This window comes from Bacillus sp. AR8-1 (assembly GCF_008042345.1).
In the GTDB taxonomy this organism is placed as follows: domain Bacteria; phylum Bacillota; class Bacilli; order Bacillales; family Bacillaceae_G; genus Bacillus_A; species Bacillus_A cereus.
Genome location: NZ_QNUB01000008.1, coordinates 20,246 through 34,011, shown reverse-complemented (window position 1 = coordinate 34,011; position 13,766 = coordinate 20,246). Strand labels below are relative to the sequence as shown.

Genomic DNA, 13,766 nt, shown 5'->3' with positions numbered 1-13,766 from the left:
AGAATATGAACGTTTTAGGAATTTTTAAAATGTATATATAGGATTAATGGAGGTATTGAGATGGCTGGTTCTACATTAACGGTTAAAGACTTACACGTATCAATTGACGGCAAAGAAATTTTAAAAGGTGTAAACCTTGAAGTAAAAGGTGGAGAAATCCACGCAATTATGGGACCTAACGGAACAGGTAAATCAACTTTATCTTCTGCGATTATGGGTCACCCAAAGTATGAAGTAACAGAAGGTAGCATCATCATCGACGGTGAAGATGTATTAGAAATGGAAGTAGACGAGCGCGCACAAGCGGGTCTATTCCTAGCAATGCAATATCCAAGTGAAATTAGCGGAGTAACAAATGCTGACTTCTTACGTTCTGCAATTAACGCACGTCGTGAAGAAGGCGATGAAATTTCTCTTATGAAATTTATCCGTACATTAGATAAAAACATGGAATTCCTAGAAATGGATCCAGAAATGGCACAACGTTACTTAAACGAAGGTTTCTCTGGTGGAGAGAAAAAGCGTAACGAAATTCTTCAATTAATGATGATTGAGCCAAAAATCGCAATCTTAGATGAAATCGACTCAGGTCTTGATATCGATGCATTAAAAGTTGTATCTAAAGGTATTAACCAAATGCGCGGCGAAGAGTTCGGTTGCCTAATGATTACGCATTACCAACGCTTATTAAACTACATCACTCCAGACTTCGTTCACGTTATGATGAACGGTCGTATCGTTAAATCTGGTGGCCCTGAGCTTGCACAACGTCTAGAAGCTGAAGGTTACGACTGGATTAAAAAAGAATTAGGTATTGAAGACGAAACAACAGAGCAAGAAGCGTAAGAGAGGAGCATAAACATGACAATCGGTACATTACCTTTCGATCAAGAAACAATCCGTCAACGCGCAAGCGAAGTAAACGAAGCTGCTTGGTTGACTGAGTTCCGCTTACAAGCTCTTGCACAAGCAACAGAACTTCCAATGCCAACGCCTGATAAAACGAAAATTGAAAAATGGGACTTTATCGGAAAAGGCGACGCTGCTAAGCAAGAGCCTGTAAGTTCTTTAACAGAGCTTCCAGAAGCAGTGAAAAACTTAATCGATGAAAATAACAGCGTATTAGTGCAACGTACTGGTACAACTGCGTTCGTTTCTTTAGCAGACGAAGCAAAAGACAAAGGTGTTATTTTCACAGATATCGTAACAGCTGCAACGGAGCATGCTGAATTACTACAAAAGTATTTAATGAAAGACGGAGTGAAAGTAGACGAGCATCGTCTAACTGCACTTCATGCTGCATTAATCAACGGCGGTGCATTCGTATATGTTCCGAAAAACGTTGTTCTTGAAACTCCACTTCAAGCTGTATTCTTAGTAGACGGCGAAGAAGCTAACGTATATAACCACGTATTATTCGTAGCTGATGCGAACAGTACTGCAACTTATGTAGAAAACTATGTTGCAAATGAAAATGCTAAAGGTATTGCAAATATCGTAGCAGAAGTAATTGTGGAACAAGGCGCACAAGTGAAATTCGGTGCGGTTGATCTATTAGCAAAAGACGTAACAACTTACGTTAACCGCCGCGGTGTTGTTGGACGCGACGGCCGCATTGATTGGGCTCTAGGCCTTATGAATGATGGAAACACAATTTCAGAGAACGTTACGAACTTAATGGGCGACGGTTCATATGCTGATACGAAAACAGTAACAATTGGCCGTGGTAACCAAACACAAAACTTTACAACTAAAGTTGTTCACTTCGGTAAACACTCTGAAGGTTGGATTTTAAAACACGGTGTACAAAAAGATAGTGCAACATCTATCTTTAACGGAATTGGTAAGATTGAACACGGTGCATCTAAATCAAATGCACAACAATCTTCTCGCGTTCTTATGCTAGACGAAAAAGCTCGCGGTGATGCGAACCCAATTCTTTTAATTGATGAAGATGATGTTATGGCAGGTCACGCAGCTTCAGTAGGCCGCGTAGATCCGTACCAATTATACTACTTGATGAGCCGTGGTATTCCAAAACGCGAAGCAGAACGTTTAGTCATCCATGGATTCTTAGCACCTGTAGTTAATGAGCTTCCAATTGAAGGAGTAAAAGCACAGCTTGTTGAGGTAATTGAAAGGAAAGTTCGCTAATGAATATTCATGAAATACGCAAACAGTTTCCAATTCTTGATCAAAAAGTGAACGGCAAACAACTTGTTTATTTCGATAGTGCAGCAACTTCTCAAAAACCAATTCAAGTCATTGAAACGTTAGAACGTTACTATAAAGAATATAATTCTAACGTGCATCGCGGTGTTCATACGCTCGGTACGAAAGCTACCGACGCGTATGAAGGTGCACGTGAGAAAGTTCGCAAGTTTATTAACGCGAAATCAATGGAAGAGATTATTTTCACGCGCGGAACGACAACTGCATTAAATACAGTAGCGGCTAGCTATGGCCTTGAAAATGTAAAAGAAGGCGATGAAATCGTTATTTCTTACATGGAACACCATAGTAACATCATTCCGTGGCAACAAGTTGCGAAGAAAACTGGCGCAACTTTGAAATACCTTCCGCTTCAACCAGACGGTACAATTTCTTTAGAAGATGTTCGTCAAACTGTTACACCGAATACAAAAATCGTTTCTATTATGCAAGTATCAAACGTACTTGGAACGATTAACCCTGTAAAAGAAATCGGAGCAATCGCACACGAAAACGGAGCAATTATGGTCGTTGATGGTGCACAAAGTACACCTCACATGAAAGTGGATGTACAAGATTTAAACTGTGATTTCTACGCATTATCTGCTCATAAGATGTGCGGACCTACAGGTATCGGCGTATTATATGGTAAGAAAGAATTGCTAAACAATATGGAGCCAATTGAATTTGGTGGTGAAATGATTGATTTCGTAGATTTACAAGAATCTACTTGGAAAGAGCTTCCGTGGAAGTTTGAAGCGGGTACACCGATTATCGGTAATGCAATCGGACTTGGTGCGGCAATTGATTTCCTAGAAGAAATCGGTCTTGATAATATTGAAAAGCATGAGCATGAATTAGCGCAATACGCTTTAGAAAGACTATCAGAAGTAGATGGCGTTACAATTTATGGTCCAAAGCATCGCGCTGGTCTTGTTACATTTAATATTGAAGACGTACATCCTCACGATGTAGCGACTGTATTAGATGTAGAAGGCATTGCAGTTCGCGCAGGACATCACTGTGCACAACCGCTTATGAAGTGGCTAAAAGCTTCTTCAACAGCACGTGCGAGCTTCTATTTATATAATACAAAAGAAGAAATTGATACATTTGTTGAATCGCTAATCAAGACAAAGGAGTATTTCACAAATGTCATTTAATAATTTAGATACGTTATATCGTCAAGTTATTATGGATCATTACAAAAATCCTCGTAACCATGGCGTGTTAGAAGATAGTGTTACCGTTAACTTGAACAATCCAACTTGCGGCGATCGTATTCAACTTACGATGAAAGTAGAAGAAGGTATTGTGCAAGAGGCGAAGTTTGAAGGCGAAGGATGTTCAATCTCAATGTCTTCAGCTTCAATGATGACACAAGCAGTAAAAGGTAAGAAAATTGAAGAAGCACTTCAGCTTTCGAAAATTTTCTCTGACATGATGCTAGGAAAAGAGTACGATGACAGCATCGATTTAGGAGATATTGAAGCATTACAAGGCGTATGCAAGTTCCCTGCACGTATTAAATGTGCAACATTAGCGTGGAAAGCGTTAGAAAAGGGCTTAAACGAAGATAAGTAATGTTAAAGGTTCCTAAAAATGAGGTTATCTAAGGAGGGACACACCAACATGGCGAAGCAACTGCCAGATATCGGCGATTACAAATATGGTTTCAAAGACAAAGACGTTTCGATTTTCCGTGCTGGACGCGGTTTAACAAAAGAGATCGTTGAAGAGATTTCACGTATGAAAGAAGAACCACAGTGGATGTTAGACTTCCGTTTAAAATCACTGGATAAGTTCTATGAAATGCCAATGCCACAATGGGGCGGCGACTTAAACGACTTAGATTTCGATGAAATTACGTACTACGTAAAACCATCTGAGAAATCTGAGAAGTCTTGGGATGAAGTACCTGATGAAATTAAAGCAACATTTGATAAATTAGGTATTCCAGAAGCTGAGCAAAAATATTTAGCTGGTGTATCTGCACAGTACGAATCTGAAGTTGTATACCACAACATGAAAGAAGACCTAGAAGCTCTAGGAATCGTCTTCAAAGATACAGATAGCGCATTAAAAGAGAACGAAGATATTTTCCGTGAGCATTTCGGAAAAGTAATTCCACCAACAGACAACAAATTCTCTGCATTAAACTCTGCAGTTTGGTCTGGTGGATCATTCATCTACGTTCCAAAAGGTATTAAAGTTGATACACCACTTCAAGCGTATTTCCGTATTAACTCTGAAAATATGGGACAATTCGAGCGTACGCTTATCATCGTAGACGAAGGCGCACACGTACACTACGTAGAAGGTTGTACAGCACCTGTTTACACTACTAACTCACTTCACAGTGCGGTAGTAGAAATCATCATTAAAAAAGATGCGTATTGCCGTTATACAACAATCCAAAACTGGGCGAACAACGTATACAACCTAGTTACAAAACGTGCGGTTTGTGAAGAAAACGCAACGATGGAATGGATTGATGGTAACATCGGTTCTAAATTAACGATGAAATACCCAGCAGTTATCTTAAAAGGCGAAGGCGCTCGTGGTTTAACATTATCAATCGCGATTGCTGGTAAAGGCCAACACCAAGATGCTGGTGCGAAAATGATTCACTTAGCACCAAACACGTCTTCAACAATCGTTTCTAAATCGATTGCGAAGCATGGTGGTAAAGTAACTTACCGTGGTATCGTACACTTCGGACCAAAAGCGAAAAACTCTCGCTCTAACATCGAGTGTGACACGTTAATCATGGATAACCAATCTACATCTGATACAATTCCTTACAACGAAATCAAAAACGATTACGTTTCACTTGAGCACGAAGCGAAAGTATCGAAAGTATCAGAAGAACAATTATTCTACCTAATGAGCCGTGGTATTTCTGAGCAAGAAGCTACAGAAATGATCGTAATGGGCTTCATCGAGCCATTCACTCGCGAACTTCCAATGGAATACGCAGTTGAAATGAACCGCCTAATCAAGTTTGAGATGGAAGGTTCTATTGGTTAATAGATAAAGTAGAAGCGCCCTGCTGTGCAGGGCGCTTTTTTGTTTTACGGATTTGTCTTGGCTTGGGAGAGGATACCCGGGTGGGTGTTCAGTTAAATATATCAACGATTTTTCAAATATATCGATCATAAACGGGAATATATCAACGATTATTTCAATATATCAACGTTTCGACAAGGAATATCGATTTGTCGACAAGATAAGACAAAAGAAAATCCTCACATACCCTAAACATTTTATAAGAACAGAGAACGACTAGGTTTAAGACAAAGATACTGACAAATCCACTTGAACAACCACCCACTGAATTCTCTATTAAACTTTTTGACAAATCCACCCCTCCCTCCACTATCTGGAATTCTTTCCCGCATTAGCAAAAGTTTCTCATATGAAAAGGACAATCTTTTGCTTTTTCTCACAATGCGAGTACAATGTAAAATAGCAAGAAAAGACGAAAAGTATTTACAGGATTATTGTGTGCGCATAGCGTAAATGGCAGTAAGGAACTGAGAGGAGGTTTTTTCTCTGAATACAAATAAAGAAACAATCATCCACCTTTATCATACAAACGATATACATAGTCATTTTGAAAATTGGCCGCAAATTTCTCGGTTTGTTCTAGGGGAGAAAAAGCGAAGACAAGAAGCGGGAGAGACTGTTTTGACGGTTGATATCGGTGATCATGTGGATCGTTTTCATAGTATTTCGGAAGCGACAAATGGCCTTGGGAATACGAAGCTTTTAAATGAGGCGTTATATGATTATGTAACGATCGGAAATAATGAAGGCATTACGTTAGCGAAGGAGCATTTGAATCGTCTATATGATGATGCTGGATTTGAGGTGCTCGTTGCGAATTTATTTGAAAAAGAAGGGGTACGTCCAGCGTGGGCGAAGCCTTATAAATTACATACGACGACAGATGGGATTATCATTGCTTTTATCGGATTAACGGTAGCTTATCCAGAGTTTTATCATATGCTCGATTGGCATATTGAAGATCCGCTTATCCATTTAGAGTCTATTTTAGAAGAAGTGAAAGATGAGGCGCATATTACCGTTGTCCTATCTCACCTTGGAAAAAGTATGGATGAGTATATGGCAGAGCATTATGATATAGATGTTATTTTAGGTGCACATACGCATCATTTATTTGAGCGTGGTGTTCTACTGAACAATACTTTACTTTGCTGTTGTGAAAAGTGGGGACGTTACGTTGGCCACGTTCAGCTTACTGTGGATAAAGAGACGAAGAAGCTGTTGAAAAAAGACGGTAGAGCGATTAAGACGGAACGGTTAGGTGCTTATAGCGAGCCGTTATCCACAATTGAAATACTGCAGGAAGAAAGTAAGCATATAATGGCAGAGCCTGTCGTTCATTTAAAAGAGTCATTACCGGTTGATTGGTTTCAGGAGACGCCGTTTTCTCATATGTTAGCAAGTGCGCTGAAAACATGGTGCGATGCAGAGATTGGCATGGTGAACGCCGGTGTACTTCTTGAAGGGCTAGAAGAGGGTGTTGTAACGCGCGGAGATATTCACAGAATTTGTCCACATCCAATTAATCCGTGTGCTTTGAAAGTTCCAGGAAAGATATTAAGAGAAGTTATTTTGAAAGCACGTAAACCGAACATGGAGAATCTTGAGGTGAAAGGATTCGGATTTCGGGGGAAAGTGATGGGGAAAATGATTTATGCTGGTGTAGAAGTCATTCCAGATACGATTCCTGGCAATAAAATTTTATTAGAAGATGTATTGATTAACGGCGAATCGCTGGAGTTAGACCGTATATATACGGTAGGAACAATCGATATGTTTACGTTTGGATACTTATACCCAGAGCTATCCACACTTTCTGGCAAACAATATTATATGCCAGAACTACTTAGAGATGTGTTAACGGATATGTTAATAACTCATACAACTTCCGTTAAACTATAGGCTAGTTAACTTGTAACACTCATTTTTCTCTTGTCATACAGATAAGAAAGAGAGGAGTGTGAACTATGGTTAATGTGGAGCATTAGATGTAGGTCTTTTAAATGAGAAATTAGGTGATCGAGGAATTATTGCTGGGCGTGCGGTTGGTGTAAGAACGATTGAACAACTTCTTGAAGCGCCACTAGAATCGGTAACGACTGGAGCTGAAGCGTTAGGAATTCCAGTAGGAACGATTGGAAAAGAAGCATTATTAAAAATGAGATAAGCATATATCGTCCCTCCTTCTTGCATAGAAATGATATAAGAAGGAGGTTTTTTTATGAGTATATTTCGCTCGAAAAACTCGCGGTTTCGAAGGGGACCTATTGCCTTTCGGTATATACTGCTTATGTCGTTTATTCTTTTTGTTATATTACTTACGCAAGGGTTGTGGATTGTGAATAATAGTATTCAGCCGACCTTAATTAAATATGGGGAAGTAGAGACACATAAAATGGCGACAGCAATTATGACGAAGGCGGTAAAGGATAGAATTAATGAAGGATTCGATGTCGATTCATTAATGAAAGTACAGAATGATAAAAACGGAAAAGTATCCACAATTAATTTAAATACGAAGCAAGTAAATGAAATCGTAACGTCAACGACCACGTACATAGAAAAATATTTGCAACAAGTAGAACAAGGGAAGTTGAAGGAACTAGGTATTTCTGAAAAAAACGGGGCGACTATGGCAGTTCCTTTTGGACGTGTAATTGATAATGCACTCCTTGGTAATATAGGACCAGATATTCCGATTCATTTCACGCCAATTGGGCATGTGAATACAGATATTAAACAAAAAATTGAGCCGCATGGAATTAATACTACAGCGATTCAAATTGTGATGGAAATGGAAGTAACATTGCAAGTAATTATTCCATTTCATACGAAAGAGATAACTGTGAAACAAAATGTTCCGATTGCGACGCGTATCGTTCAAGGGGAAGTGCCTACGTATTATGGAAGCGGAAGTGTTACTGTACCTGATAAAAAGAAAACAGATAGTTAGTTGCATATAAAGTGAAACTCGGCTGAGCCGGGCTTTTACTGGATAAAAAATAACCGTAGCAATGCAGCTACGGTTATCTTTTTGTATTTGCTCGTTCTTTGCGTTCCCAAAGGCTTAAATGCATGTATGGATCGAAGGCCCATTCTGTATAGCCATTGTCTTTATATATGCCAAAATGTAAGTGGGGTGGGAATTTTCCGGCTGTACCAGGAGGTCCATAACCAGTGCTACCAACAAATCCAATTACTTTTCCTGGCTCAACAATTTGTCCAAGCTGTATTTCTTTTGAGAACCCGCCTAAATGAGCGTAATAATGGTAATTGTTATGAAGGTCTCGAATACCAATGCGCCATCCACCAAGGCGGTTCCAGCCTTTTGTTTCAATAATGCCATAGCAAGTCGATCTTACTGGCACGCCATATCCAGCGAAAATATCGGTGCCTTCATGAATTCGTCTTCCGCCAAAACTTCTTCCAGCGCCGAAAGTACTACGGTAGCTATGGTCACTACGAATCGGAAGAGGAAAAGCATTTCCTTCTAAATTAATACGTCCATAATGTTTATAAATTTGGGCGTACTCGCTAATTAAATCAACTGTTTTTGCACGTCTATAATATTCCCAAAGCATAATTTTAATACGGTCTTCTGACGTTCCTTGTTTCCTTAAAATAGTCGCTGCGGTATGCAGAAGATCACGGTCGCTATTTGCATTTGCAAATCCATCTTTGTCACCATCTAAACCTATTCCGCCAAATAGAGAAATTGTATGGGGGAGAGTATCGTTACTATTAACAGGTCCAGCCCATATTTCTGGTTTGAAATAAAGGGAAATGATGGCATCTGGTTTTTTTGGAATATCTTTTCTTACGCTCCGTATATTTCTTTCATATTGATCCATTGCAGCTAAGTAATACCATGGAATGCCTGAAGACTGCTCGGTTTCTTTATATAGTGCCATGCGCTTTTCGTATATGCTTTGCTGATTATCTTCACCGTAAGCGATGTTTTGGTGGAGAAGAAAACAAATAGAAAGCAAAAGAGAAATTTTTCGAAGCATGAAATAGACTCCTTTCACAACATCACTCTTTTTAGTGTGGGATATACGGAGTATTTCATTATAGGGAACGATTGGAAAAAATCTTAGAATCTTCATTTGAGCAAATCGCTTTCATACGTTAGAATAGATATGTTACATTGAAAGAAGCGAACACGGTAAACTATTTCATATTGTGCGGAGTTGATAACCATGACAAAACAAACAGAATATAAGCGCAAGCCCGAATGGTTGAAAATTAAGTTAAACACGAATGAAAACTATACAGGCTTAAAGAAAATGATGCGTTCTAAGAATCTTCATACCGTTTGTGAAGAGGCAAAATGTCCGAATATTCATGAATGCTGGGCTGTAAGAAAAACAGCAACATTTATGATTTTAGGTGCGGTTTGTACACGTGCTTGTCGTTTTTGTGCGGTTAAAACAGGCTTACCAACTGAGCTTGATTTACAAGAACCAGAACGCGTAGCAGATTCAGTAGTACAAATGGGCTTAAAGCACGTTGTTATAACAGCGGTTGCACGTGATGATTTAAAGGACGGCGGAGCAGCTGTTTTTGCTGAAACAGTACGAGCAGTACGTCGTAAAAACCCATTCACGTCTATCGAAGTATTACCATCTGATATGGCTGGGGTAGAAGAAAACTTAAAAATGTTAATGGATGCAAAACCAGATATTTTAAACCATAACATTGAAACAGTACGTCGATTATCTAACCGAGTTCGCGCTAGAGCAAAGTATGACCGTTCATTAGAGTTTTTACGTCGAGCAAAAGAAATGCAGCCTGATATTCCAACTAAATCGAGCATTATGGTCGGCTTAGGTGAAACAAGAGAAGATTTAATTGAAGCAATGGATGACTTACGTGCAAACAATGTGGATATTTTAACTCTTGGACAATATCTACAACCATCTAAGAAGCATTTACCAGTTATTAAATATTATCCACCAGCAGAATTTGCAGAGCTTAAAGAAATTGCACTTAGCAAAGGATTTAGCCACTGTGAAGCTGGCCCACTTGTGCGTTCTTCTTACCATGCGGACGAGCAAGTACGTTCTGCAAAAGAAAAAACAGCAGAAGCTAAATAATGAAAAAAGAGAGCTAACGATCAGCTCTCTTTTTGTTTGTACTCTAAAACGGTATTTGTACATGTTAATAAAATCTTTTTTAATTCTTCTGTGGATAATTCAATTGTAAATTCAGGTACACCAGGTGTAATTAAAATTTTATCGTACGTATAAACGGAACTGTCCACAATAATTGTTACTTCTTGTGAATAACCAAAAGGAGCTACACATCCTGGAGTACAGCCAGTTTCCATTCTTAGTTCATCAGGAGAACAGAGCGATAAGCGTTCTCCCGTTATTTCTTTCATCTCTCCGCGGTTAAGCCGATTTCCTTCTAACGTAAAAAACACATAAAAATTTCCAGATGTTGATTTTAAAAATAAGCTTTTACTTGGAGTACCTTGTAAGCCAAGTCTTTCACGTACAATCCGATCCGTCTCATAATCGAGTACTGGTTCGTGTTCGAATTTTTCATAAGAAACATTTGTTTTATGTAGTAAAGCAAGTACGTCTTCGTACATATGAAATGATACCCCTTTCTATTGTTAGAACAGTCTCTTCTCGTGGCGTCAACTGAATGTTTTGGAAAGGGATATTACTTGGACGATGCTTCCCATAAGCGTGTTATGATACATTGTTCGTCGATTGTAATTTCGTAAATATCAGGATTCGTTAAAGTTCTCCATTCATTAAAGCCAATCGTATGATCAAAATGCTTTAAAATGAGCGTAAGTAAATTGCCATGTGTAACAAGTAGTGTTGTCGTATGGTTTAATTGTAAAACGTCTTGAATAAGCGATATGGCACGGTCTGTTGCTTGTTTTGTTGACTCTCCGCCTGAAAAGGCAATATCTATATTCGTAAAAGTGGATTCTAGTTTTTGCATCCAATCATCCATTGGAACGTTGCTCAATATGCGTTCAGTTAATCGTTCATCTTCTTGGATAGATAAGTTAGCTTGGAGTGCATAGGGCCGAATGGAATCGATAGCTCGGACAAATGGGCTTGAAATAATATGATCGATTTGTAGAATATTTTCTAAGAGGAATGTAGCAAGGGTATTTGCTTGGTCTTTTCCATCGGTCGTTAATTCAGCATCACATTCTTGCCCAGTTGCTGAACAATGTCGTATTAAAATAATTTTCTTCATAATTCATCCCCATCTTTCAAGTTGACGCTATATACTTCGACAAATGTGGAAATAATTCCTTTTTATTGGAAACAGCATATGGATTTAAATATGTGGAAAAGTAATGTGGATAATAAAAAATTGAGGTGCAATGATGAAAAAAATGATATGTATCGTATTCATTATTTGTTTTCTTGCGCAATTGTCCACAACATATGCAGAATCCAACCGAAAACTAAATTATCCAAGCAATCAAAATAAGTCATTTGTGAGTGGGGATGTTTTTTATAAACAGTTAGATAAGAAAATTTATAAAGAGTACAAAAATGCAGCATATAGTGTTCGTAAAAAAATTTCATTTAAAGAAGTGGCTGATGAGGAATTTTCTTTCCTGCAAAAAACAGCTGTCGGTTGTCGAAGTAGAGTGGTGCTTCAAGATTTTTTTGTTCACCCTGATCGCCAAGTTTATTTTTTCGCTTCTTTTACTCAAAATGAAGTAGAAGCGTTTCATAAGTACATCGTTATAGATGCAGAAACAAAGAGGGAGCTGCAAGAGGGCAAAAGTTATCATCCATATAAAAAATAAACCACCAATTTTGGTGGTTTATTTTTTACTCCGGTACACTCATTAATTTCTCTTTCATTTTGCGAATAAGAACGACAGCGCCAATTGTACACAGAAGTGTAATTCCTTCGGCAACGAAGATGTTGATTGTTTTTGTTTGGTAAAGTGCCGCGAAAAAGTCTACAAATGCGTGGAATAGTATAGCGTATACTAGGAAGATGTATTTCTTCTGTTTTACTGCGTATAAAACAAGCATTGTAAAGGCGATTTGAAGCACGAGTGCCATAATTCTTTCTAAGCTACCAAGGAAGTATAAGTAGGCAGGTTGCTGAATTAACATGTCCTGTAAAATACTGAGCTCGGGTTTTTGTTCAATCAGTCGAGAGAAGCTACCATCGTTAATAGAATTAGCAAAAATTAATGCTTGTAATGCAGAAAAACCGCCAATTAAAATAGATTCAATTCCGCCGTGACCAATTCCATAAGCGAAGCCATCTTTATATTCTAGATATTTTTTTAGTAAGAAGAAGAAGGCAACGAAGCGTCCTAATTCTTCAAAAATACCAGCAGTCAATCCGCCATAAATTGCGAAGACAAACGGATTTTCTAAAAATGGAGCGATTGTTGGATTACCGCGCATAAATAGGTGGAATGGTGTTTCAAGAATTTGAGTGAATCCGATAAAGATAAGAACACCAACGCCGACTACTTTCCAATTAATATTATATTTTTTACGGAAATAAACGAGTACGATAATTGGGACCAGAATCGAGACAATGAGTTGAAAAATGATGCTGGCAATTATAGTATTTGAAACCATACTTTCACCGCTTTCTAATATATGTACATATCTATTATGCATGAAATAGGGGAGAGATGAAACTTTTAGAAAGAAAATGAATTTACTTATTGACTCTAACGTTGCGTCATACTTTATCGTATGTACTAAGGAGGAGATACAAATGACAATGAGAGTAAAAGAAGTAGCTGATTTAGTTGGAATTAGTGTGCGCACACTGCATCATTACGATGAAATTGGGTTGTTAACCCCAGACGAGACGACAGAGTCTGGATATCGTCTGTATTCCAATGAAAATTTAGAGACATTGCAGCAAATTTTGTTTTTTAAAGAGCTTGGCTTCCCTTTGAAGAAAATTAAAGAGATTATCATGAGTCCATCATTTGATCGCGAAGAGGCACTACAGCTTCATAAGAAGATGCTTCTTGAAAAGCGTGCCAGATTAGATAAGGTGATTGCGACGATTGATAAAACAATTCAGCATACAAAAGGAGAGATTGAAATGACGAATAAAGAGAAATTTGAAGGATTCGATTTCAGCCATAACCCATATGAAGAAGAAGCACGTGAAAAATGGGGAGATGCAGCTGTAGATAAAGCGAACGAATATGCAAAAGGTATGTCAAAAGAGAACCAAGAGGAGTTTAATGCTATTTATAGAAATTTAGCAACGCTTAGACACGATGCACCAGATTCTAAAGAGGCGCAGGCAGCTATCAAAGTATGGTACGATTACTTGCAAAACTTTAGTCACTATTCATTAGACGCTTTTAAGGGACTCGGTCAAATGTACGTCGCTGATGAGCGCTTTACGAAAAATATCGATAAGTTTGGCGAGGGGTTAGCGCAGTTTATGTGTGATGCGATGGAGATTTATGCGGATCGTAATAAAAAATAAAAAGTAAAACAGGTGGAGGT

Annotated in this window: 14 protein-coding genes and 1 pseudogene; 11 read left to right on the top strand and 4 right to left on the bottom strand. The window is 38.4% G+C overall.

From position 1 onward, the window contains the following. Positions 1-60 precede the first annotated feature (60 nt). The 8 genes and pseudogenes from sufC (at position 61) to yunB (ending at position 8,233) form a co-directional block, all read left to right on the top strand. Complete coding sequence (gene sufC, locus DN400_RS03890; protein WP_000929163.1) at positions 61-846, top strand: Fe-S cluster assembly ATPase SufC; 786 nt, start codon at positions 61-63, stop codon at positions 844-846. A gap of 15 nt (positions 847-861) precedes the next feature. Next, on the top strand, positions 862-2,154 hold the full coding sequence (gene sufD / locus DN400_RS03885) for a Fe-S cluster assembly protein SufD (protein WP_000152173.1): 1,293 nt from the start codon (positions 862-864) through the stop codon (positions 2,152-2,154). Next, entirely contained in the window at positions 2,154-3,374 is a 1,221-nt protein-coding gene (gene sufS, locus DN400_RS03880; RefSeq protein WP_001020767.1) for a cysteine desulfurase SufS, read from the top strand. Before sufD ends, sufS begins: the two co-directional genes overlap by 1 nt. Further along, entirely contained in the window at positions 3,364-3,795 is a 432-nt protein-coding gene (sufU, locus tag DN400_RS03875; protein ID WP_000009523.1) for a Fe-S cluster assembly sulfur transfer protein SufU, read from the top strand. The genes sufS and sufU overlap by 11 nt, the downstream gene beginning before the upstream one ends. A 48-nt stretch (positions 3,796-3,843) precedes the next feature. After that, positions 3,844-5,241: a Fe-S cluster assembly protein SufB gene (sufB, locus tag DN400_RS03870; protein WP_001118824.1), complete on the top strand. Its 1,398-nt coding sequence runs from the start codon at positions 3,844-3,846 to the stop codon at positions 5,239-5,241. A gap of 525 nt (positions 5,242-5,766) precedes the next feature. Next, positions 5,767-7,182: a bifunctional metallophosphatase/5'-nucleotidase gene (locus tag DN400_RS03860; RefSeq protein WP_327890577.1), complete on the top strand. Its 1,416-nt coding sequence runs from the start codon at positions 5,767-5,769 to the stop codon at positions 7,180-7,182. 73 nt (positions 7,183-7,255) lie between these two features. Further along, a pseudogene (locus DN400_RS03855) lies at positions 7,256-7,447 on the top strand (DUF1805 domain-containing protein); the annotation flags it as partial. 54 nt (positions 7,448-7,501) lie between these two features. Continuing rightward, positions 7,502-8,233, top strand: a complete 732-nt coding sequence (yunB, locus tag DN400_RS03850; RefSeq protein WP_098312691.1) for a sporulation protein YunB — start codon at positions 7,502-7,504, stop codon at positions 8,231-8,233. A gap of 73 nt (positions 8,234-8,306) precedes the next feature. Here yunB and DN400_RS03845 read toward each other — a convergent pair whose 3' ends face one another. Beyond that, the gene (locus DN400_RS03845) at positions 8,307-9,290 is read right to left on the bottom strand and encodes a M23 family metallopeptidase (RefSeq protein WP_000944681.1); all 984 of its coding nucleotides are present in this window, start codon (positions 9,288-9,290) and stop codon (positions 8,307-8,309) included. Between the two features lie 189 nt (positions 9,291-9,479). Here DN400_RS03845 and lipA point away from each other — a divergent pair, with 189 nt between their 5' ends. Then, the gene (gene lipA / locus DN400_RS03840) at positions 9,480-10,376 is read left to right on the top strand and encodes a lipoyl synthase (RefSeq protein ID WP_000166367.1); all 897 of its coding nucleotides are present in this window, start codon (positions 9,480-9,482) and stop codon (positions 10,374-10,376) included. A gap of 20 nt (positions 10,377-10,396) precedes the next feature. Here lipA and DN400_RS03835 read toward each other — a convergent pair whose 3' ends face one another. Beyond that, entirely contained in the window at positions 10,397-10,876 is a 480-nt protein-coding gene (locus DN400_RS03835) for a YbaK/EbsC family protein (protein ID WP_000272751.1), read from the bottom strand. Between the two features lie 74 nt (positions 10,877-10,950). Beyond that, positions 10,951-11,505: a histidine phosphatase family protein gene (locus DN400_RS03830; RefSeq protein WP_071714570.1), complete on the bottom strand. Its 555-nt coding sequence runs from the start codon at positions 11,503-11,505 to the stop codon at positions 10,951-10,953. A 133-nt stretch (positions 11,506-11,638) separates the two neighbouring features. Here DN400_RS03830 and DN400_RS03825 point away from each other — a divergent pair, with 133 nt between their 5' ends. Continuing rightward, positions 11,639-12,070, top strand: a complete 432-nt coding sequence (locus DN400_RS03825; protein WP_000738182.1) for a hypothetical protein — start codon at positions 11,639-11,641, stop codon at positions 12,068-12,070. Positions 12,071-12,095: 25 nt separating this feature from the next. Here DN400_RS03825 and DN400_RS03820 read toward each other — a convergent pair whose 3' ends face one another. Beyond that, entirely contained in the window at positions 12,096-12,911 is an 816-nt protein-coding gene (locus tag DN400_RS03820) for a YhfC family intramembrane metalloprotease (RefSeq protein WP_141560663.1), read from the bottom strand. Positions 12,912-13,011: 100 nt separating this feature from the next. Here DN400_RS03820 and DN400_RS03815 point away from each other — a divergent pair, with 100 nt between their 5' ends. Next, entirely contained in the window at positions 13,012-13,746 is a 735-nt protein-coding gene (locus DN400_RS03815) for a MerR family transcriptional regulator (RefSeq protein ID WP_000178777.1), read from the top strand. The last annotated feature ends 20 nt before the right edge of the window (positions 13,747-13,766 follow it).